General features: G+C 72.2%; 18 protein-coding genes and 1 pseudogene. 16 read left to right on the top strand and 3 right to left on the bottom strand.

Annotation, left to right across the window (positions count from 1 at the left end; translation table 11 throughout):
- Positions 1 to 5: 5 nt before the first annotated feature.
- Positions 6 to 1005, bottom strand: a pseudogene (locus ACF1BN_RS16965) (LLM class flavin-dependent oxidoreductase).
- A 152-nt stretch (positions 1006 to 1157) separates the two neighbouring features.
- On the opposite strand from ACF1BN_RS16965, the gene ftsY reads away from it, so the two are divergent.
- Complete coding sequence (gene ftsY, locus ACF1BN_RS16960; RefSeq protein ID WP_392332402.1) at positions 1158 to 2384, top strand: signal recognition particle-docking protein FtsY; 1227 nt, start codon at positions 1158 to 1160, stop codon at positions 2382 to 2384.
- A 67-nt stretch (positions 2385 to 2451) separates the two neighbouring features.
- Here the strand turns inward: ftsY and ACF1BN_RS16955 are convergent, their stop codons facing one another.
- Positions 2452 to 3105, bottom strand: a complete 654-nt coding sequence (locus tag ACF1BN_RS16955) for a bifunctional DNA primase/polymerase (protein WP_392332401.1) — start codon at positions 3103 to 3105, stop codon at positions 2452 to 2454.
- A gap of 437 nt (positions 3106 to 3542) precedes the next feature.
- Here ACF1BN_RS16955 and ACF1BN_RS16950 point away from each other — a divergent pair, with 437 nt between their 5' ends.
- From ACF1BN_RS16950 to ftsH, 6 genes are all read left to right on the top strand, one after another.
- Positions 3543 to 5018: a hypothetical protein gene (locus ACF1BN_RS16950; protein ID WP_392332400.1), complete on the top strand. Its 1476-nt coding sequence runs from the start codon at positions 3543 to 3545 to the stop codon at positions 5016 to 5018.
- A gap of 421 nt (positions 5019 to 5439) precedes the next feature.
- Positions 5440 to 6786: an ammonium transporter gene (locus ACF1BN_RS16945; protein ID WP_392332399.1), complete on the top strand. Its 1347-nt coding sequence runs from the start codon at positions 5440 to 5442 to the stop codon at positions 6784 to 6786.
- Positions 6783 to 7121, top strand: coding sequence for a P-II family nitrogen regulator (locus ACF1BN_RS16940; RefSeq protein WP_015036464.1), 339 nt, complete (start codon positions 6783 to 6785; stop codon positions 7119 to 7121). Before ACF1BN_RS16945 ends, ACF1BN_RS16940 begins: the two co-directional genes overlap by 4 nt.
- A gap of 213 nt (positions 7122 to 7334) precedes the next feature.
- Complete coding sequence (locus tag ACF1BN_RS16935; protein WP_392332398.1) at positions 7335 to 9824, top strand: [protein-PII] uridylyltransferase; 2490 nt, start codon at positions 7335 to 7337, stop codon at positions 9822 to 9824.
- Positions 9825 to 10038: 214 nt separating this feature from the next.
- Positions 10039 to 11592: a signal recognition particle protein gene (gene ffh, locus ACF1BN_RS16930; RefSeq protein ID WP_392332397.1), complete on the top strand. Its 1554-nt coding sequence runs from the start codon at positions 10039 to 10041 to the stop codon at positions 11590 to 11592.
- 201 nt (positions 11593 to 11793) lie between these two features.
- Positions 11794 to 13752, top strand: coding sequence for an ATP-dependent zinc metalloprotease FtsH (ftsH, locus tag ACF1BN_RS16925; protein ID WP_392332396.1), 1959 nt, complete (start codon positions 11794 to 11796; stop codon positions 13750 to 13752).
- 114 nt (positions 13753 to 13866) lie between these two features.
- Here the strand turns inward: ftsH and ACF1BN_RS16920 are convergent, their stop codons facing one another.
- On the bottom strand, positions 13867 to 14592 hold the full coding sequence (locus ACF1BN_RS16920; RefSeq protein ID WP_392332395.1) for a class I SAM-dependent methyltransferase: 726 nt from the start codon (positions 14590 to 14592) through the stop codon (positions 13867 to 13869).
- 353 nt (positions 14593 to 14945) lie between these two features.
- Between ACF1BN_RS16920 and ACF1BN_RS16915 the strand changes: the two genes are divergently transcribed.
- The 9 genes from ACF1BN_RS16915 (at position 14946) to lepB (ACF1BN_RS16875) (ending at position 21140) form a co-directional block, all read left to right on the top strand.
- Positions 14946 to 15539, top strand: coding sequence for a hypothetical protein (locus tag ACF1BN_RS16915; protein ID WP_392332394.1), 594 nt, complete (start codon positions 14946 to 14948; stop codon positions 15537 to 15539).
- 169 nt (positions 15540 to 15708) lie between these two features.
- Entirely contained in the window at positions 15709 to 16140 is a 432-nt protein-coding gene (gene rpsP, locus ACF1BN_RS16910) for a 30S ribosomal protein S16 (RefSeq protein WP_376604508.1), read from the top strand.
- A 2-nt stretch (positions 16141 to 16142) separates the two neighbouring features.
- Entirely contained in the window at positions 16143 to 16382 is a 240-nt protein-coding gene (locus ACF1BN_RS16905) for an RNA-binding protein (protein ID WP_005311361.1), read from the top strand.
- Between the two features lie 78 nt (positions 16383 to 16460).
- Positions 16461 to 17018, top strand: coding sequence for a ribosome maturation factor RimM (gene rimM, locus ACF1BN_RS16900; protein ID WP_392332393.1), 558 nt, complete (start codon positions 16461 to 16463; stop codon positions 17016 to 17018).
- The gene (trmD, locus tag ACF1BN_RS16895) at positions 17015 to 17836 is read left to right on the top strand and encodes a tRNA (guanosine(37)-N1)-methyltransferase TrmD (protein ID WP_392332392.1); all 822 of its coding nucleotides are present in this window, start codon (positions 17015 to 17017) and stop codon (positions 17834 to 17836) included. The genes rimM and trmD overlap by 4 nt, the downstream gene beginning before the upstream one ends.
- Before the next feature lie 128 nt (positions 17837 to 17964).
- A complete protein-coding gene (gene rplS, locus ACF1BN_RS16890) occupies positions 17965 to 18315 on the top strand; it encodes a 50S ribosomal protein L19 (RefSeq protein ID WP_043229374.1) in 351 nt (116 codons plus the stop codon).
- A 69-nt stretch (positions 18316 to 18384) separates the two neighbouring features.
- A complete protein-coding gene (lepB, locus tag ACF1BN_RS16885) occupies positions 18385 to 19254 on the top strand; it encodes a signal peptidase I (protein WP_392332391.1) in 870 nt (289 codons plus the stop codon).
- Positions 19247 to 20257, top strand: coding sequence for a signal peptidase I (gene lepB, locus ACF1BN_RS16880; RefSeq protein ID WP_392332390.1), 1011 nt, complete (start codon positions 19247 to 19249; stop codon positions 20255 to 20257). Before lepB (ACF1BN_RS16885) ends, lepB (ACF1BN_RS16880) begins: the two co-directional genes overlap by 8 nt.
- Positions 20193 to 21140: a signal peptidase I gene (gene lepB / locus ACF1BN_RS16875; protein ID WP_392332389.1), complete on the top strand. Its 948-nt coding sequence runs from the start codon at positions 20193 to 20195 to the stop codon at positions 21138 to 21140. The genes lepB (ACF1BN_RS16880) and lepB (ACF1BN_RS16875) overlap by 65 nt, the downstream gene beginning before the upstream one ends.
- Positions 21141 to 21172 lie beyond the last annotated feature (32 nt).

Genomic DNA, 21172 nt, shown 5'->3' with positions numbered 1-21172 from the left:
TCTCCTCACGACGGCTGCCCCGGCCCGAGGCCCTGAGCCCCGAGCCGGGGCAGCACCTCGTCACAGAACAGGCGCACGCTCCGCCACCCTTCCTCCACCGGCATCCCCCCCGCACAGCGGATGCAGCACCAGGCTCTCCAGCCCCAGAGCCGCGCACTCCCCGGGCGTCACCACCCGGTACACCCCCTCCGCCCGCAGCTCCGCCACGCTCGACGCCCCCGACCGCACCGCCGACCTGATGTCCTTCGACTGCCAGGAGGCGTAGGTCCGCGCCTCGTGCAGGAAGTGCTCCCCGTACTCCGCCCAGGTCCGGTCCGGATCCTCCGACACGTGCAGCAGCGGCGTCACCGGGCCCGGCATCATCGTCCAGCCCTCCGTCCCGTACTCCGCGCACCGCTCCGTGTAGTACGCCTCCAGCTCCGGCAGGTGGGCCGAAGGGAAGAAGGGCAGCCCCAGCCGCGCCGCGCGCCGCGCCGCCGCCTTCGACGAACCGCCGACCAGCAGCAGCGGATGCGGCCGGGTGAAGGGCCGCGGGGTGACCCGTACCGTACGGCCCCGGTACGCGAAGGGCTCGCCCGTCCACGCGGCGAGCAGCGTCTCCAGAAGCTCGTCCTGGAGCCGCCCGCGCCGCCCCCAGTCCACCCCTCGCTCCTCGTACTCCTCCGGCCGGTAGCCGATCCCCGCCACCGTCACCAGCCGGCCCCGGCTCAGCAGGTCCAGGACCGCGATGTCCTCCGCGAGCCGCAGCGGGTCGTGCAGCGGGCCGATGATCGCGGAGACCGTGACCGCGATCCGGCGGGTGGCGCCGAAGACCGCGCCCGCGAAGGCGAAGGGGGAGGGGAGCCAGTTGTTCCCCACCCCGTGGTGCTCCTCGGTCTGGACCGTGTCCACCCCGTGCCCGTCGGCGTAGGCGGCCATCTCCAGCGCGGCACGGTACCGCTCCGCCAGCGACTCGGCGGTGGCACGCGGCTCGACCAGGTTGAACCGTACGACGCTGAAGGCCATGGGGGTCCCCTCCGCGGGTGGGCTGCCGGCGAGGGGCGACCATAGCTGACGGAGTGTCAGATGAGAACGGGTCCGGCACCCCGGGAACGCGCGACCCACACTGCGTGCGTACGGCGTCACCGGCCGGGTCGTGTCCGATACTGGGTGACGTTATGGAACTCATCCTTGCTGTAGTCATCGCTCTGGTCGTCGCGGTCGCCGTGACCAGCGGGCTCGTGATCAGCGGTCGCAAGAAGAAGCAGCTGCCGCCGGCCGAACCGCCGTCCACCACGCCGACCATCACCGCTCCGCCCGCCGAGCCGCACGTCGGCGACGAGGCGGAGACGCCGCGGGAAGAACCACGCCGCACCGTCGAGGAGGTCGACCTCCCGACCGCCGATGAGGCGGTCGAGACCCCCGTCGCCGTCGAGGACCCGGTCGTCGCCGAGGCGCCCCCGGCGCCCGAGATCGAGGTCCCCGAGCCCACCGCCGGACGCCTCGTCCGCCTCCGGGCCCGCCTCGCCCGCTCCCAGAACTCGCTGGGCAAGGGCCTGCTGACCCTGCTCTCCCGCGAGCACCTCGACGAGGACACCTGGGAGGAGATCGAGGAGACCCTCCTCACCGCCGACGTCGGCGTCGCCCCCACCCAGGAACTGGTCGAGCGGCTGCGCGAGCGCGTCAAGGTCCTCGGCACCCGCACCCCCGAGGAGCTCCGCGGCCTGCTCCGCGAGGAGCTGATCGCCCTCCTCGGCGACCACGACCGCACCGTCCACACCGAGAGCCCCCAGGACGTCCCCGGCGTCGTCATGGTCGTCGGCGTCAACGGCACCGGCAAGACCACCACCACCGGCAAGCTCGCCCGCGTCCTGGTCGCCGACGGCAAGTCCGTCGTCCTCGGCGCCGCCGACACCTTCCGCGCCGCCGCCGCCGACCAGCTCCAGACCTGGGGCGACCGCGTCGGCGCCCGCACCGTCCGCGGCCCCGAGGGCGGCGACCCCGCCTCGATCGCCTACGACGCCGTCAAGGAGGGCATCGCCGAGAAGGCCGACGTCGTCCTCGTCGACACCGCCGGCCGCCTCCACACCAAGACCGGCCTCATGGACGAGCTCGGCAAGGTCAAGCGCGTCGTCGAGAAGCACGGCCCGCTCGACGAGATCCTCCTCGTCCTCGACGCCACCACCGGCCAGAACGGCCTCATCCAGGCCCGCGTCTTCGCCGAGGTCGTCGACATCACCGGCATCGTCCTGACCAAGCTCGACGGCACCGCCAAGGGCGGCATCGTCATCGCCGTCCAGCGCGAGCTCGGCGTCCCCGTCAAGCTCATCGGCCTCGGCGAGGGCCCGGACGACCTGGCACCCTTCGAGCCCGCCGCCTTCGTCGACGCCCTCATCGGCGACTGACCTCCGCGACGCCACGCGAAAGGGCCCCCGCCGACCACGGCGGAGGCCCTTTCGCGTACGCCGACGGTCAGACGTGCGTCCGATGGCACATGTACGCGAGCGTGCCGAGCAGCAGCCGGGCCTGGGGCGGCGCCCCCGCCGTGTCCAGCGTCGGCGGCCGCAGCCAGCGCACCGGACCCAGGCCGCCCAGGTTCGACGGGGGAGCGGTGATGTGGCCGCCCGGTCCCAGACAGTGCAGGTCCAGGTCCGCGTCGTCCCAGCCCATCCGGTACAGCAGCCGCGGCAGCTCCGCCGCCGCGCCCGGCGCGACGAAGAACTGCGCACGGCCGGTCGGCGTCGCGCAGACCGGCCCCAGCGGCAGCCCCATCCGCTCCATCCTGACCAGCGCCCGCCGGCCCGCCGCCTCCGCCACCTCGATCACGTCGAAGGCGCGGCCCACCGGCAGCAGCAGCGCCGCCCCCGGGAACTCCGCCCACGCCTCGGTCGCGACGTCGAGCCCCGCGCCCGCCGGGACCGGCGACGCGAAGGAGAGGGGATGCGCGCCCGGAGCCGCGCAGGCCCGGTCGCCGCAGGAGCACTGGCCGGAGACGGCCCGCGCGCCGGGCTGGACGTCCCAGCCCCAGAGTCCGGTGTACTCGGCCACCGCCGTGCACTCGGTGGTGCGTGCGCGGCGGCGTGAGCCGGACCGCATCTCGCGGATGCCGCCGATCGTGAAGCCCATGCCCCCTCCAACGGGTCGGACGCGCCGGTGGTTACGACCCGGAACACATGTGTCACGCTCGGTGACGCCACGCCCGGGGGTGCTCGCCCGGGGTGGCGCTCGGGTGCGAACGGGGTGGTGCGCCCGGTGGCGCACGCCTCTGCGCGCTCCCGTCCGCCGACGCCGGGTCGTCGCATGTCAAGTGAATCGTGTGGAGCGCCCGGCGAGTTCATTCGAAGGGGTGGCGAATGGTGGCGTTTCTTGAAACGCCCTCACGGCAGGGGTGATCGTAGGATTACTTTCGGTACCCGAACCTCGGAGGGCATGCACGGGTGGGTATGCCGGAGGCAACCCGGTTTCCCGTTCGAAGGAGGCGGAACACCGAGCGGAGCGCCGCCGGACGCGGCATTCTGATAGGGGTTCGCACGACAGGCAATCAGGTGGATGGGGGCGTTCCAGTGGGCGGCAGCGGCACAGACGGTACGAATGCCGGCAAGCGCCCCAACGAGCGGCTCGGCTCGTGGTTCGTGCGCAGCGGCTGGTCCAAGGGCGAGCTGGCCCGCCAGGTCAACCGCAGGGCCCGCCAGATGGGCGCCCACCACATCTCCACCGACACCTCCCGCGTCCGCCGCTGGCTCGACGGCGAACAGCCCCGCGAACCCATCCCGAGAATCCTCTCCGAACTGTTCTCCGAGCGCTTCGGCTCCGTCGTCGCCATCGAGGACCTCGGACTGCGCACGGCCCACCAGACGCCCTCCGTCTCCGGCGTCGACCTCCCCTGGGCCGGACCCCAGACCGTCTCCCTGCTCAGCGACTTCTCCCGCAGCGACCTCATGCTCGCCCGGCGCGGCTTCCTCGGCTCCTCCCTCCAGCTCGCCGCCGGACCCGCCCTCATCGAGCCCATGCAGCGCTGGCTGGTGCCCACCCCCGCCGGCGAGCCCGCCCCCGGCGACCCCGCACCCGACGGCCGCCGCCCGCACCGCCTCTCCGAGATCGAGCTCGACCTCCTCGAATCCACCACCGCCATGTTCCGCAAGTGGGACGCCCAGTGCGGCGGCGGCCTGCGCCGCAAGGCCGTCGTCGGCCAGCTCCACGAGGTCACCGACCTCCTCCAGGAGTCCCAGCCCGCCGCCACCGCCAAGCGCCTCTTCACCGTCGCCGCCGAACTCGCCGAACTCGCCGGGTGGATGAGCTACGACGTGGGCCTCCAGCCCACCGCCCAGAAGTACTTCGTCCTCGCCCTCCACGCCGCCAAGGAGGCCGGCGACAAGCCGCTCGGCTCGTACATCCTCTCCTCGATGAGCCGGCAGATGATCCACCTCGGCCGCCCCGACGACGCCCTCGAACTCATCCACCTCGCCCAGTACGGCAGTCGGGACTGCGCCACCCCCCGCACCCAGGCCATGCTGTATGCGATGGAGGCCCGCGCCTACGCCAACATGGGCCAGCCCTCCAAGTGCAAGCGGGCCGTCCGGATGGCCGAGGACACCTTCTCCGACGCCGACCTCGAAGGCGGCCCCGAGCCCGACTGGATCCGCTTCTTCACCGAGGCCGAGCTCAACGGCGAGAACTCCCACTCCTACCGCGACCTCGCCTACGTCGCCGGCCGCTCCCCGACCTACGCCTCCCTCGCCGAGCCCGTCATGGAGCGGGCCGTGGAGCTCTTCGGGAAGGACCCCGACCACCAGCGGTCGTACGCCCTCAACCTCATCGGCATGGCCACCGTCCACCTGCTCAAACGCGAGCCCGAGCAGTCCGTCGTCCTCGCCGAGAAGGCCCTCGGGGTCGCCCGCTCCATCCGCTCCGAGCGGGTCAACAACCGGCTCCGCAAGACCGTCGACACCGCCGCCCGCGACTTCGGCGACGTCGCCGAGGTCCTCGACCTCACCGACCGGCTCACCCTGCTCCTGCCCGAGTCCGCCGAGGCCGTCTGACCGCCCCGCCGACTCCCGCGAGCCCCCGCACCCCGGCCGCGCCGGACGTCCCGTACTGCCCGACTCGGCTCCCCCGCCGCTCAGGACACACGGACGCCGGCGCGGCCGGTCCACGTCCCGGACCCGCCGCCGCCCCGCCCCCCGCACGCCCGGGCTCCGGACCCGCCGCCCCCGCCCGCCCGGGCTCCGCCCCGGCCTCCCGCCCGGCCGGCCGGGAGCGTACGCCCGTTACCTCCCTGTGACCCGGGCGTTCACGGTCACGTAACACACCCCCGTCCTTCGTCACTGCCCCGAAACATCGAGCGGCATCGTCGGAAACCGCGCTGCGCGAATCTCTGGCCCATAACCGGCCACCCCTCAGGCCGCCGCTCACCGCCGGCCCCGCCCCGCACAGGCCGCATCCGACGACGAGGAGACGCCGATGGCACCAGCCATCACGACCCTGGCAGCAGACGCCCCCGAGCTGTCCGCCGCCAACACCGGGTTCATGCTCATCTGCACCGCCCTGGTCATGCTGATGACCCCGGCCCTCGCCTTCTTCTACGGAGGCATGGTCCGCGTCAAGTCCACCCTCAACATGCTGATGATGAGCTTCATCAGCCTCGGGATCGTCACGATCCTCTGGGTGCTCTACGGCTTCAGCGTCGCCTTCGGCACCGACACCGGCGGCATCGTCGGCTGGTCCTCCGACTACCTCGGCCTCAGCGGCATCGGCGTCACCGAACTCTGGGACGGCTACACCATCCCCGTCTTCGTCTTCGCCGCCTTCCAGCTGATGTTCGCCATCCTCACCCCGGCCCTCATCAGCGGCGCCCTCGCCGACCGCGTCAAGTTCACCGCCTGGGCCCTCTTCATCGCCCTCTGGGTCACCGTCGTCTACTTCCCCGTCGCCCACTGGGTCTGGGGCACCGGCGGCTGGCTCTTCGAGATGGGCGTCATCGACTTCGCCGGCGGTACGGCCGTCCACATCAACGCCGGCGCCGCCGCCCTCGGCGTCATCCTCGTCATCGGCAAGCGCGTCGGCTTCAAGAAGGACCCGATGCGCCCGCACAGCCTCCCGCTGGTGATGCTCGGCGCCGGCCTCCTCTGGTTCGGCTGGTTCGGCTTCAACGCCGGCTCGTGGCTCGGCAACGACGACGGCGTCGGCGCCGTGATGTTCGTCAACACGCAGGTCGCCACCGCCGCCGCCATGCTCGCCTGGCTCTTCTACGAGAAGATCCGGCACGGCGCCTTCACCACCCTCGGCGCCGCCTCCGGCGCCGTCGCCGGCCTCGTCGCCATCACCCCCGCGGGCGGCTCCTGCTCCCCGCTCGGCGCCATCGCCATCGGCGCCGTCGCCGGCCTCGTCTGCGCCATGGCCGTCGGCCTCAAGTACAAGTTCGGCTACGACGACTCCCTCGACGTCATCGGAGTCCACCTCGTCGGCGGTGTCATCGGCTCCCTCCTCGTCGGCTTCTTCGCCACCGGCGGCGTCCAGTCCGAGGCCAAGGGCCTCTTCTACGGCGGCGGCCTGGAACAGCTCGGCAAGCAGGCCGTCGGCGTCTTCGCCGTCCTCGCCTACTCTCTGATCGCCTCCGCGATCCTCGCCCTGATCATCGACAAGACCATGGGCATGAGGGTCAGCGAGGACGACGAGGTCTCCGGCATCGACCAGGTCGAGCACGCCGAGACCGCCTACGACTTCAGCGGAGCCGGCGGCGGCGCCAGTGGGCGCACCGCCGCCGCCCCCGCCCCGGTCGTCACGGAGAACAAGAAGGTGGACGCATGAAGCTCATCACCGCGGTCGTGAAGCCGCACCGGCTCGACGAGATCAAGGAGGCCCTCCAGGCCTTCGGGGTCCACGGCCTCACCGTCACCGAGGCCAGCGGATACGGACGCCAGCGCGGCCACACCGAGGTCTACCGCGGAGCCGAGTACACCGTCGACCTCGTCCCCAAGATCCGCATCGAGGTCCTCGTCGAGGACGAGGACGCCGAGCAGCTCATCGACGTGGTCGTGAAGGCCGCCCGCACCGGCAAGATCGGTGACGGGAAGGTCTGGAGCGTGCCGGTCGAGACCGCGGTCCGCGTCCGCACGGGCGAGCGCGGCCCGGACGCGCTGTAGGAGCGGGCCCCAGGGGGTACGGCTCAGGGGGAACACGGCTTCCAGGGGTACGGCCTCGGGACCGGAGGCCGTACCCCTGGAGCCGTACCCCCGTAGTCGTACCCCCGAGGCCGTACCTCCCGCCCGCCGAGTCCCGCCCGGCCACCGGCCACCCCGTCACCCGCCACCCGCCACCCCTCCACCCCGCCGCCCCGCAGAGCGAAGGAGCCGTCGGTGACCACCCTCGAACCGCAGGACGCGACCGAAGAGCAGGGAGCCGGAGGCTACGCGGCGGCCCGGCTGCGACTCCTCCAGGAGAAGGCGCCGTCCGGGCCCGAGCGCCGCGGCGCCCTCGCCCGCCTCACCGACGACTGGCTGGCCGGACTCCTCACCGCCGCGGCACCGCCCAAGGGGATCGCCCTCGTCGCCGTCGGCGGCTACGGCCGGGCCGAACTCTCCCCGCGCAGCGACCTCGACCTCCTCCTGCTCCACGACGGCAGCCTCCCTCCGGAGACCGTCGCCGCCGTCGCCGACCGCCTCTGGTACCCCGTCTGGGACCTCGGGATCGCCCTCGACCACTCCGTCCGCACCCCCGCCCAGGCCCGCGCCACCGCCGCCGAGGACCTCAAGGTCCAGCTCGGCCTCCTCGACGCCCGGACACTCGCCGGCGACACCGCCCTCGCCGCCGCCCTCCGCTCCACCGTCCTCGCCGACTGGCGCAACCAGGCCGTCCGCCGCCTCCCCGAACTCGCCGAACTCTGCCGCGACCGCGCCGACCGCGCGGGCGAGCTCCGCTTCCTCCTCGAACCCGACCTCAAGGAGGCCCGCGGCGGCCTCCGCGACGCCCAGGCCCTGCGCGCCGTCGCCGCCTCCTGGCTCGCCGACGCCCCCCGCGACGGCCTCGACACCGCCCGCCGCCGCCTCCTCGACGCCCGCGACGCCCTCCACCTCGCCACCGGCCGCGCCACCGACCGCCTCGCCCTCCAGGAACAGGACGCCGTCGCCGAACAACTCGGCCTCCTCGACGCCGACACCCTCCTCCGCGAGGTGTACGAGGCCGCCGGCATCGTCACGTACGCCGCAGACATCACCTGGCGCGAGGTCGGCCGCGTCCTCAAGGCCCGCTCCGCCCGCCCCCGCCTCCGCGCCCTCCTCGGCCGCGCCGGCGACCGGAAGCAGCCCGCCGAACGCACCCCGCTCGCCGAAGGCGTCGTCGAGATGGACGGCGAGGTCGTCCTCGCCCTCCCGCAGCCGCCCGGCTTCGCCCGGACGCCCGGCACCTCCCTCGCCCGCCCCGAACGCGACCCCGTCCTCCCGCTGCGCGCCGCCGCCGCGGCCGCCCAGCACGGCCTGCCGCTCTCCCCGCACGCCGTACGCCACCTCGCCGCCACCGCGAAGGCCCTGCCCGTCCCCTGGCCGGCCGAGGCCCGCGAAGCCCTCGTCACCCTCCTCGGCGCCGGCGCCCCCACCGTCCCCGTCTGGGAGGCCCTGGAGGCCGAAGGACTGGTCACCCGCCTCCTGCCCGACTGGGAACGGGTCCGCCACCGCCCCCAGCGCAACCCCGTCCACACCTGGACCGTCGACCGGCACCTCGTCGAGACCGCCGTCCGCGCCGCCTCCCTCACCCGCCGCGTCGGCCGCCCCGACCTCCTCCTCGTCACCGCCCTCCTCCACGACATCGGCAAGGGCTGGCCCGGCGACCACTCCGTCGCCGGCGAGACCATCGCCCGCGACCTCGCCGCCCGCATGGGCTTCGACCGCACCGACACCGCCACCATCGCCACCGTCGTCCGCCACCACCTCCTCCTCGTCGACACCGCCACCCGCCGCGACCTCGACGACCCGGCCACCGTCGAAGCCGTCGCCACCGCCGTCGGCACCGTCGGCACCCTCGAACTCCTCCACGCCCTCACCGAGGCCGACGCCCTCGCCACCGGACCCGCCGCCTGGTCCGCCTGGCGCGCCTCCCTCGTCGCCGACCTGGTCAAACGCGTCACCGGCGTCCTCGCCGGCGAGCCGCTGCCCGACCCCGAGGCCGCCGCGCCCAGCGCCGAACAGGAACGCCTCGCCGTCGAGGCGCTGCGCACCGGCGAACCCGTCCTCGCCCTGCACACCCGCGACGAACAGCCCCTCGACCCCGACGACGAGCCCGCCCCCGTCGGCGTCGAACTCCTCATCGCCCTCCCCGACCAGCCCGGCGTCCTGCCGGCCGTCGCCGGCGTCCTCGCCCTCCACCGGCTCACCGTCCGCGCCGCCGAGCTGCGCGCCGTGGAACTCCCCACCGAACTCGGCACCGGGTCCGTCCTCGTCCTCGCCTGGCGCGTCGCCGCCGAGTACGGCTCCCTGCCCCAGGGCCACCGGCTCCGCGCCGACCTGCTGCGCGCCCTCGACGGCACGCTCGACATCCCCGCCCGGCTCGCCGAGCGCGAGTCCGCCTACCCGCGCCGCCGCGGCGTCCAGGCCCCGCCGCCCCGCGTCACCGTGGCCCCCGCCGACTCCCGCCTCGCCACCGTCCTGGAGGTCCGCGCCCAGGACGCCCCGGGCCTGCTCCACCGGATCGGCCGCGCCCTGGAGGGAGCGGCGGTACGCGTCCGCAGCGCCCACGTCTCCACCCTCGGCGCCAACGCCGTGGACACCCTGTACGTGACCCGCCCCGACGGCTCCCTCCTGCCGGACGAGGAGGCCATCGACCTGGCCAGGGCGCTGGAGGAGGCGCTGGGGTGACCTGGGGCGCCGTGTGTCGTCGAGCACCGCGTGCTCCCCGCCGGCGGGGATGGTCCGCTCCGCGGCGATGGCCGGCTCTCCGAGGCGGCGTGCTCCCTGCTCCTGCGGGGATTCCGCCCTCACCGGTCTTCTTCGACCGGCGAGGTCGGCTCCGTCCCGGGGCCGGATACCCTGGGTGGCGACCATCCGCCCCGACCCGAGGATCGCGACCAACGTGTTCGATACGCTTTCCGACCGCCTCAGCGCGACTTTCAAGTCCCTCCGGGGCAAAGGCCGCCTCTCCGAACAGGACATCGACAGCGCGGCCCGGGAAATCCGTATCGCCCTCCTCGAGGCCGATGTCGCCCTGCCCGTCGTCCGCGCGTTCATCAAGAACGTCAAGGAGCGGGCCCTCGGTGCCGAGGTCTCCAAGGCGCTGAATCCCAGCCAGCAGGTCATCAAGATCGTCAACGACGAGCTGATCGCGATCCTCGGCGGCGAGACCCGCCGCCTGCGGTTCGCCAAGACCGCGCCCACCGTGATCATGCTCGCCGGTCTCCAGGGTGCCGGTAAGACCACCCTCGCCGGAAAGCTCGGCCTCTGGCTGAAGGGGCAGGGCCACTCGCCGCTGCTCGTCGCCTGCGACCTCCAGCGCCCCAACGCCGTCAACCAGCTCTCGGTCGTCGCCGACCGCGCCGGCGTCGCCTTCTACGGCCCGCAGCCCGGCAACGGCGTCGGCGACCCGGTCCAGGTCGCCAAGGACTCGATCGAGTACGCGCGCTCCAAGGTCTTCGACGTCGTCATCGTCGACACCGCCGGCCGCCTCGGCATCGACCAGGAGCTGATGCAGCAGGCCGCGGACATCCGCGACGCCGTCAGCCCCGACGAGATCCTCTTCGTCGTCGACGCCATGATCGGTCAGGACGCGGTCAACACCGCCGAGGCCTTCCGCGACGGCGTCGGCTTCGACGGCGTCGTGCTCTCCAAGCTCGACGGCGACGCCCGCGGTGGTGCCGCGCTCTCCATCGCACACGTCACCGGCAAGCAGATCATGTTCGCCTCCAACGGCGAGAAGCTGGACGAGTTCGACGCGTTCCACCCGGACCGCATGGCGTCCCGCATCCTCGGCATGGGCGACATGCTGTCGCTCATCGAGAAGGCCCAGCAGACCTTCGACGAGGAAGAGGCCGCCAAGATGGCCTCGAAACTCGCGTCGAAGAAGGGCCAGGACTTCACCCTGGACGACTTCCTCGCCCAGATGGAGCAGGTCCGCAAGATGGGCTCCATCAGCAAGCTGCTCGGCATGCTGCCCGGCATGGGGCAGATGAAGGAGCAGATCGCCAACATCGACGAGCGGGACGTGGACCGTACCGCCGCCATCATCAAGTCGATGACCCCGGGCGAGCGCCAGGACCCCACGATCATCAACGGCTCCCGCCGCGCCCGTATCGCCAAGGGCTCCGGTGTCGAGGTCAGCGCCGTGAAGGGCCTGGTCGAGCGGTTCTTCGAGGCCCGCAAGATGATGTCCCGCATGGCCCAGGGCGGCGGTCTGCCCGGCATGCCCGGCATCCCGGGCATGGGCGGCGGCCCCGGCCGGCAGAAGAAGCAGGTCAAGCAGGCCAAGGGCAAGCGCAAGAGCGGCAACCCGATGAAGCGGAAGGCCGAGGAGCAGGCCGCCCAGGAGAAGCGGGAGCAGGCCCAGCAGGGCGGCGCCTTCGGGCTGCCGGGCGCCGGCCAGGGCCCGCAGGACTTCGAGCTGCCGGACGAGTTCAAGAAGTTCATGGGCTGACGCTCCGGCGACGCCCTGAGCAATCCGGCGATGCCCTGAGCCATCAAGCGACGTCCTGAGCGATCCGGCGACGCACGGGAGGAGGGGTCCGCGGCGGTACGAAACCGCCCCGGGCCCCTTTTCGTCCACCCGGTCCACCCGGAATGCCGTGTTCGTCACGATCTTCGATACTGAGGCCACTGCCGCCCCGAGGAGAGCGACGTGGCCAACCCCGTACCCCCGCGCGACCGGACCGACCAGCCCTGGCGCTCGGAAGGGGCGCCGCCGCCCCCGCCTCCCAAGAAGAAGATGCCCGGAGGCTGGGGCAGCCTCATCCTCACCGCGCTCGCCGTCTACCTCATCGCCAACCTCGTGCTCTCCTTCTTCAACGAGGGCGACGGGCCGACGATCTCGTACACCGAGTTCAACAAGCAGGTCACCGCGGGGAACGTCACCAAGATCTACTCCAAGGGCGACGCCATCCAGGGCCAGCTCAAGGAGAAGCAGCCGGTCCCCGACGGCAAGGGCGACTACACCAAGTTCCAGACCCAGCGGCCCGCCTTCGCCGACGACGACCTGTGGGCGCAGCTCACCAAGCAGAAGGTCACCGTCACCGCGGAGCCCGTGGTGCAGGAACGCTCCTTCCTCGCCAATCTCCTCCTCTCCCTCGCCCCGATGCTCCTCCTCGTCCTCCTCTGGGTCTTCATCGCGCGCCGGATGAGCGCCGGCATGGGCGGCGCCGGCGGCATGCTCGGCCGCAAGCAGCCGCCCAAGCCGGTCGAGGTGGAGGGCGGCAAGCGCACCACCTTCGCCGACGTCGCCGGCATCGACGAGGTGGAGGGCGAGCTCAACGACGTCGTCGACTTCCTCAAGAACCCGCAGGCCTACCGCGACATGGGCGCCAAGATGCCCCGCGGCGTCCTCCTCGCCGGGCCGCCCGGCACCGGCAAGACCCTCCTCGCGCGCGCCGTCGCCGGCGAGGCGGGGGTGCCGTTCTTCTCGGCCTCCGCCTCCGAGTTCATCGAGATGATCGTCGGCGTCGGCGCCTCCCGGGTCCGCGAACTCTTCGCCGAGGCCCGCAAGGTCGCCCCCGCGATCATCTTCATCGACGAGATCGACACCATCGGACGCGCCCGCGGTGGCGGCTCCGGCATGGGCGGCCACGACGAGCGCGAGCAGACGCTCAACCAGATCCTCACCGAGATGGACGGCTTCACCGGCTCCGAGGGTGTCATCGTCCTCGCCGCCACCAACCGCGCCGACGTCCTCGACCCTGCCCTCACCCGCCCCGGCCGCTTCGACCGGATCGTCCACGTCAACCCGCCCGACCGGGGCGGCCGCGAGGCCATCCTCAAGATCCACACCCGGCAGATCCCGCTCGCCAAGGACGTCGACCTGGAGCAGGTCGCCCGCACCACCCCCGGCATGACCGGCGCCGAACTCGCCAACCTCGCCAACGAGGCCGCCCTCCTGGCCGTCAAGCGGGAACAGAAGTCCGTCACCCAGTCCGACCTCTCCGACGCCCTGGAGAAGGTCCAGCTCGGTGCCGAACGCCCCCTCGTCATGCCCGAGGAGGAACGCCGCCGCACCGCCTACCACGAGAGCGGTCACGCCCTCCTGGGCATGCTCCAGCCGGGCGCCGATCCCGTCCGCAAGATCACCATCGTGCCGCGCGGGCGCGCCCTCGGCGTCACCCTCTCCACCCCCGACGCCGACAAGTACGCCTACACCGAGGAGTACCTGCGCGGCCGGATCATCGGCGCCCTCGGCGGCATGGCCGCCGAGCAGGTCGTCTTCGGCGTCATCACCACCGGAGCCGAGAGCGACCTCGAACAGGTCACCAACATCGCCCGCGGCATGGTCGGCCGCTGGGGCATGAGCGAGACCGTCGGCCGGCTCACCGCCATTCCCAGCGACGCCCAGCAGGCGTACGGGCTCTCCGCCGCCCCCGCGACCCTCGACACCGTCGACGCCGAGATGCGCCGGATCGTCGACGAGTGCTACGAGGACGCCGTACGCCTCCTGAACGAGAACCGCGACAAGCTCGACGCCCTGAGCGCCGCCCTCCTCGCGAACGAGACCCTGGAGGAGGGCGCCGCCTACCGGGCCGCCGGCATCGAACGACCGGACCCGAACGCCCCGGAGCCGGGGGTCGGGCCCAACCCGGAGACGCGGGGCTGAGCCTGGCTTCGGGGATGTCTGGATCCGGCATCGTGGATCCCGGATCGTGGATCCAACATCCCGGATCCAACATCCCGGATCCAACATCCCGGATCCAACATCCGAGATCTCGGCCTACGGCATGCGCGCGACCACGTACCGGAAGACGTTCGGCATCCATACCGTGCCGTCCGCGCGCCGGTACGGTGCCAGCGCCTCCTCGATCTCCTTCTCCACCTGCGCGGGGTCGCCGGTCCGCACCGCCGTGTCGAAGGCGCCGGTCGACAGCAGGCCGCGCACCGCGCTCGACTCGTCGGCGTATCCGAAGGGGCAGGCGACCCGCCCCGACCCGACCGGCCGCAGCCCGGCCCGCAGGGCCAGGGCGCCCAGGTCCGTGGAGGGGGAGGGGCGCCGGTCGGCGAGCCGGTCAGCGAGGCGCAGCAGCGGCTCCGTCGCGCAGCGCTCCGGCGGCCCCCAGCCCGCCAGCACGACCGCGGTGCCCGGTTGGGCCGCCCGGGTGAGGTCGGCAGGACCGAAAGCGGTGCGGTCCGCCGCGTGGAAGGCGGTGATCACGTCGTACGGGCCGTCCCCCGGCACCTCGGCGGTGACTGCCACATCCTCGGGAAGCCGGGTCCTGGCCAGCTCCACGCGCGCGTGGTCCCGTTCCGCCCCGGCTGCCGTCGCGCCCCGCGCGGTCGCCATCAGGAGGGCGAGGCCGGTGCCGCAGTCCAGGCCGAGCAGGCGGGTTCCCGGGCCCACGCCGAGACGTTCGTAGACCGCCTCGTAGAGCGGGACGAGCATCCGCTCCTGGATCTCGGCCCAATCGCGCGCGGGGTGGTGCGGGACGAGCGTAGGTGTCATGGATCAGGCCCCATTCCGTGCCGGACGACAGCCCCCCGTAGTCAGGGAACTGCGCTTCGCGTCCGGCGTCCAGTGCTCGTGCCGGACGACTCCGGACGAGTTCGCGCCAGGCCCGGGGGAGACCCTCGGCGAGGCCCGTGCCCGGAAGAGGGGGGTGGTGCCCGAACTCGGGCACCGGCCCGGTAGTGTCCCGTCCCACACCGCTCCGGCGCGCGTGACATGACCGCGCGCCGGGGCGTATGCGCCGCTGTGCACCAGCTCTGGACGCCTGGGTACCGACTGACGGGTACGTGCAAAATATTTGAGTTGCCCCGGAATGGAACCCGGAGGGGATTCGGCTCGTTGTACCCGACGTGAGCACGACACCACCTGTCCTCGCCGCAGAGCTGGCGCAGGCGTGGGCCGACATTCAGCGGCACCACCCCGAGCTGCCGGACCTCGCCGCGCCCGAGTCCCTGATCGGAGAGTCCTCGTCCGCCTGCGGCGCCGAACTCTCCTTCGAGCGACTGCTCCACGAGGCAGTCCACGGCATCGCCGCCGCCCGGGGTGTCCGTGACACCTCCCGCGCCGGCCGCTACCACAACCGCAGATTCCTCGCGATCGCCGAGGAGATGGGCCTCGACCATCCCGAGGAGCCGCACGCCAGCAGCGGCTTCTCCCTGGTCACGCTCAATCCCGAGGCGAAGCGGCGGTACCGGCCCACCATGGAGCGGCTCCAGCGAGCCCTCAAGGCCCACACCGTCGCCACGGCCGCCGACACCAAGCGCTCCTTCCGCGGACCGGCCGCCCGGCACGGCTCCTCGGGCGGCGGCGTCCGCGTCAAGGCAGTCTGCGACTGCGGGCGCAACGTGCGCGTGGTGCCCTCGGTCCTGGCCCAGGCCCCGATCGTCTGCGGAGGCTGCGGCAAGCCGTTCCGGATCCCCGAGACGGTGGGTGCCGTCGGCTGACCTGGCGGCGAGCGGCACGGCGGCGTGTGGCACAATGGTCAGCTGTACTCGACAGTCGCACAGGACCCCTCTCTCCTCCGGCTGACGCGTCCATCGGGCACCCGAGTACCGCAACCCCACGTGGCATCTCAAGTGCCCAACCACGTCAAGACCAGGAGACACCACTCCAGTGGCAGTCAAGATCAAGCTCAAGCGCCTCGGCAAGATTCGCCAGCCGCACTACCGCATCGTCGTCGCCGACTCGCGCACCCGCCGTGACGGCCGCGCGATCGAGGAGATCGGCCTCTACCACCCGACGTACAACCCGTCGCGTATCGAGGTCGACTCCGAGCGTGCGCAGTACTGGCTCTCCGTCGGCGCCCAGCCGACCGAGCCCGTCCTCGCCATCCTCAAGCTCACCGGCGACTGGCAGAAGCACAAGGGTCTCCCCGCCCCGGAGAAGGCCCTGCTCTCCCCGGTGACGAAGGAAGAGAAGCGCGCTTCCTTCGACGAGTTCGCCAAGGCCCTCGAGGGCTCTGACGACAAGGGCGAGGCCATCACCCCGAAGGCCAAGAAGGCGAAGGCGGACGAGGCCGAGGCCGAGTCCACCACCGAGGCCTGATCATGCTCGAGGAGGCTCTCGAGCACCTCGTGAAGGGCATCGTCGACAACCCCGACGACGTGCAGGTCGCCTCGCGCAACCTGCGCCGCGGCCGCGTGCTGGAGGTCCGGGTCCACCCCGACGACCTCGGCAAGGTGATTGGCCGCAACGGCCGCACCGCGCGTGCGCTGCGTACCGTCGTGGGCGCCATCGGCGGCCGTGGCATCCGCGTCGACCTCGTCGACGTGGACCAGGTCCGCTGAAAGTTTGACACCGGCACGGGCCGGGGAGGGCAGACCGCCCACCCCGGCCCGTTGCCGTACGACAGGAAGAGTTCACCAGTGCAGTTGGTAGTCGCGCGGATCGGCCGCGCCCACGGGATCAAGGGCGACGTCACCGTGGAGGTGCGCACCGACGAGCCCGAACTGCGGCTCGGTCCCGGCGCCGTCCTGCTCACCGATCCGGCATCCGCCGGTCCGCTGACCGTCGAGTCCGGCAAGGTCCACAGCGGCCGGCTGCTGCTGCGCTTCGAGGGCGTCCGCGACCGCAACGCCGCCGAGGCCCTCCGCAACACCCTCCTCATCGCCGAGATCGACCCCGAGGAACTGCCCGAGGAGGAGGACGAGTACTACGACCACCAGCTCGTCGACCTCGACGTGGTCCTCGCCGACGGCACCGAGATCGGCGTCATCACCGAGATCTCCCACCTGCCCTCCCAGGACCTCTTCATCGTGGAGCGCCCGGACGGCACGGAGCTGATGATCCCCTTCGTGGAGCAGATCGTCACCGAGATCGACCTGGAGAACCAGAGGGCCGTCATCGACCCGCCGCCCGGCCTCATCGACGACCGCGCCGAGATCGCCTCCGCCCGCGACGCCGAAGAGGACGGCCAGGCATGAGGCTCGACGTCGTCACGATCTTCCCCGAGTACCTCGAACCGCTGAACGTCTCCCTCGTCGGCAAGGCACGCGCGCGCGGGCAGCTCGACGTCCACGTCCACCACCTGCGGCAGTGGACGTACGACCGGCACAACACCGTCGACGACACCCCCTACGGCGGCGGACCCGGCATGGTCATGAAGACCGAGCCCTGGGGCGACGCCCTCGACCAGACCCTCGCCGACGGCTACGAGACCGGCGCGCACGGCCCCGTCCTCGTCGTCCCCACCCCGAGCGGCCGCCCCTTCACCCAGGAACTCGCCGTCGAGCTCTCCGAGCGACCCTGGCTGATCTTCACCCCCGCCCGCTACGAGGGCATCGACCGCCGGGTCATGGACGAGTACGCCACCCGCATGCCGGTCTACGAGGTCTCCATCGGCGACTACGTCCTCGCCGGCGGCGAGGCCGCCGTCCTGGTGATCACCGAGGCCGTGGCCCGCCTCCTCCCCGGCGTCCTCGGCAACGCCGAGTCGCACCGCGACGACTCCTTCGCCCCCGGCGCCATGGCCAACCTCCTCGAAGGCCCCGTCTACACCAAGCCCCCCGAGTGGCGCGGTCGCGAGATCCCCGAGGTGCTGCTCAGCGGCCACCACGGCAAGATCGCCCGCTGGCGCCGCGACGAGGCCTTCCGCCGCACCGCGGCCAACCGGCCCGACCTCATCGAACGCTGCGACCCGGCCGCCTTCGACAAGAAGGACCGCGAGACCCTCTCGATCCTCGGCTGGGCCCCCGAGCCCGGCGGCCGATTTTGGCGCAGGGTCGAGGGCGTGGAACAATAGGCGACTGCCGTCCGTCCGGCGCGCGCCCCTGCCACAGGGGGAGCCGCCCGCCATCGACCGGACGGCGATCTCATCGATTCGTACATCACCGCTGATGACCTGTGGCATCGGCGAGGAAAGAGACCTCCATGGCCTCCCTGCTCGACCAGGTGAACGCGGCTTCCCTCCGCTCCGACCTGCCCGCCTTCCGTCCCGGCGACACCGTGAACGTCCACGTGCGCGTCATCGAGGGCAACCGCTCCCGTATCCAGCAGTTCAAGGGCGTCGTCATCCGCCGCCAGGGCTCCGGCGTCTCCGAGACCTTCACCGTCCGCAAGGTCTCGTTCTCCGTCGGCGTCGAGCGCACCTTCCCGGTGAACAGCCCGATCTTCGAGAAGATCGAGGTCGTCACCCGCGGTGACGTCCGTCGCGCCAAGCTCTACTACCTGCGCGAGCTGCGCGGCAAGGCTGCCAAGATCAAGGAGAAGCGCGACCGCTGAGCCCCGGCTCACCGCTCGCGCGACGCTTCACGCTCCTCGTACAGGCGGGCCGGATAGGCTCACCCCCCGATGGACACCGAAGCACAGCACACGGAGCGCGACCCCTCTTCCGCGGCGGATCCCCCACCGGATCCCGCCACGGACGCCGGGTCGCGCTCCGTGCGCGTTTCCGGGGTACCGGCCACCACCGCCGACGGTCCTGACGGCGCCACCGAGGACGCCCCCGGCGACAGCGCGGGGCGCGGTCCCTCCTGGCGCAGGACGGGCGTCGCCGGCGCCGCCTGCGTGGTCTTCCTGCTGTTCCTCAGCCACTTCGTCGCGCAGCCCTTCCTGATCCCCAGCGGCTCCATGGAACCCACCCTCCAGGTCGGGGACCGGATCCTGGTCAACAAGCTGGCGTACCGTTTCGGCAGCGAGCCGCGCCGCGGTGACGTCGTCGTCTTCGACGGCACCGGATCCTTCGTCCAGGAAGAACCGGCCGGCAATCCCGTCACGGGCCTGCTGCGCGACGCCGCGGCCGCCCTGGGCCTGGCCGCCCCCGACGAGACCGACTTCGTGAAGCGGATCGTCGGCGTCGGCGGCGACCGGGTCGTCTGCTGCGACAAGGACGGCCGGATCACCGTCAACGGCACCCGCGTCGACGAGCCGTACCTCACCCCCGGCGACCGGCCCTCCGACGTACCCTTCGACATCGTCGTCCCCCCGGGCACCCTGTGGGTGATGGGCGACCACCGCAGCCAGTCCAGCGACTCCCGCGACCACCTCGGCAGCCCCGGCGGCGGCATGGTCCCCGTGGACAAGGTCATCGGGCGCGCCGACTGGATCGTCTGGCCCTTCGGTCGCTGGACCGGCGTGACCGAGACCGACGCGTACGACTCCGTCCCGGCCCCTCCCTCCGGCGGGCACACCGTCGGACCGCGGGGGAGCGGACATGGGTAGCCGCGGTATCCGTGCGGGCGCCGAACCGGGCACGACCCCGGCACCACCGCCCGGCCGCGCCGAGCGCCGCCGGCTCGCCCGCAAGGTCAAACGGCGCCGGCAGCGCTCCGCGCTCCGCGAGATCCCCCTCCTCGTCGGCGTCGCGGTGCTCATCGCGCTCGTCCTCAAGACCTTCCTCGTCCAGGCCTTCGTCATCCCGTCCGGCTCCATGGAGCAGACGATCCGGATCGACGACCGGGTGCTCGTCGACAAGCTCACCCCGTGGTTCGGCTCGAAGCCGCAGCGCGGTGACGTCGTCGTCTTCAAGGACCCCGGAAACTGGCTCCACCAGGACACCGCCCCCGTCGCCGAGGACCCCATCGGGATCAAGCAGGTCAAGCAGGCGCTGACCTTCATCGGCCTGATGCCCTCCGCCGACGACCGGGACCTCATCAAACGCGTGATCGCGGTCGGCGGCGACACCGTCCGCTGCTGCGGCAAGGACGGGCGGATCACCGTCAACGGCGTGCCGCTGGACGAGCCGTACCTCAACCCCGGCGACAAACCGTCCACGATCCCCTTCGACGTGAAGGTCCCCGAAGGACGCGTCTTCGTCCTCGGCGATCACCGCTCCGACTCCGCGGACTCCCGCTACCACCTGGACGAGCCGGGCCGGGGCACCATCGCCGAGGATCAGGTCGTGGGCCGCGCGGTCGTGATCGCCTGGCCGTTCGGCCACTGGCGGGGCCTGGAGGAACGCGAGACCTTCACCGCGGTGCCGGACGCGCGTACGACAGCCGAGACCGCGCTCGGTATGTCGCATAGTGTGTCCTCGCGGAACGTGAACGGAATGCCGTGGCCGCCGACCCCTGCGGAACTCCTGCTCGTTATGGGAGTGGCGGGCCTGTCCCTGTTCCGGGACGGGCGGTCGCACCGAGTGAGGAGTGGATGTGGGGGAAGTGGCCGTCGGCGCACGTTCCGGACAGGACGGGCCCGAGGACAGGGCCGACGGGGCCAGAGGTGAGAACGTGACGGAAGAGAACACCGGCGGCGACGGAACGCCGCCCCCCGGCGACGAGCCGGGCGGGACCGACGACAACGGCGCCAGGCCGAAGAAGCAGCGTTCCTTCTGGAAGGAACTGCCCCTCCTCATCGGCATCGCGCTGATCCTCGCGCTGCTGATCAAGACCTTCCTGGTGCAGGCGTTCTCGATCCCGTCGGAATCGATGATGAACACCCTGAAGAAGGGCGACCGGGTCCTCGTCGACAAGCTGACCCCCTGGTTCGGCTCCGAGCCCGAGCGCGGCGAGGTCGTCGTCTTCCACGACCCGGGCGGCTGGCTGGAGACCGCGGAGACGCCCAAGCCCAACGCGATCCAGAAGTTCCTCAGCTTCATCGGCCTCATGCCGTCCGCCGAGGAGAAGGACCTCATCAAGCGGGTCATCGCCGTCGGCGGCGACACCGTCTCCTGCAAGGAGGGCGGCAAGGTCGTCCTCAACGGCAAGGAACTCGACGAGTCCGCCTACCTCTACCCCGGCTCCATGCCCTGCCAGGACTCCTTCGGCCCGATCAAGGTCCCCCAGGACCGCATCTGGGTCATGGGCGACAACCGGCAGAACTCCCTCGACTCCCGCTTCCACCAGGAGCTCCCCGGCGGCGGCACCATCGCCAACGACCAGGTCGTCGGCCGCGCCGTCGTCGTCGCCTGGCCCCTCACCCGCTGGGCGACCCTGCCCGTCCCGGCCGTCTTCGACCAGCCCGGCCTCGACCCGGCCGCGGCGGCGGCCACGGCGGTGCTCCCGGTCGCGGCGACGACCCCGGGCGCGGCGGCCATCGGCCTCGCCGGAGCGCTCCCGCTGGTGATCGTCCGCCGGAGGAAGCGGGCCGCACGGCATACCGCCGAGTAGCTTCCCGCGGGTAGGGTGCCGTCCCAGATCGT

The organism is Streptomyces sp. NPDC014861, assembly GCF_043081625.1.
Classification (GTDB): domain Bacteria; phylum Actinomycetota; class Actinomycetes; order Streptomycetales; family Streptomycetaceae; genus Streptomyces.
Note: the sequence above shows the minus strand (reverse complement) of the source record. Positions and strands in the feature narration are given on the sequence as shown.

Coding starts and splice junctions, on each gene's coding strand:
- ftsY (WP_392332402.1), top strand. CDS start 1,158: ATGGAACTCATCCTTGCTGTAGTCATCGCTCTGGTCGTCGCGGTCGCC.
- ACF1BN_RS16955 (WP_392332401.1), bottom strand. CDS start 3,105: ATGGGCTTCACGATCGGCGGCATCCGCGAGATGCGGTCCGGCTCACGC.
- ACF1BN_RS16945 (WP_392332399.1), top strand. CDS start 5,440: ATGGCACCAGCCATCACGACCCTGGCAGCAGACGCCCCCGAGCTGTCC.
- ACF1BN_RS16940 (WP_015036464.1), top strand. CDS start 6,783: ATGAAGCTCATCACCGCGGTCGTGAAGCCGCACCGGCTCGACGAGATC.
- ACF1BN_RS16920 (WP_392332395.1), bottom strand. CDS start 14,592: ATGACACCTACGCTCGTCCCGCACCACCCCGCGCGCGATTGGGCCGAG.
- ACF1BN_RS16905 (WP_005311361.1), top strand. CDS start 16,143: ATGCTCGAGGAGGCTCTCGAGCACCTCGTGAAGGGCATCGTCGACAAC.
- trmD (WP_392332392.1), top strand. CDS start 17,015: ATGAGGCTCGACGTCGTCACGATCTTCCCCGAGTACCTCGAACCGCTG.
- rplS (WP_043229374.1), top strand. CDS start 17,965: ATGGCCTCCCTGCTCGACCAGGTGAACGCGGCTTCCCTCCGCTCCGAC.
- lepB (WP_392332391.1), top strand. CDS start 18,385: ATGGACACCGAAGCACAGCACACGGAGCGCGACCCCTCTTCCGCGGCG.
- lepB (WP_392332390.1), top strand. CDS start 19,247: ATGGGTAGCCGCGGTATCCGTGCGGGCGCCGAACCGGGCACGACCCCG.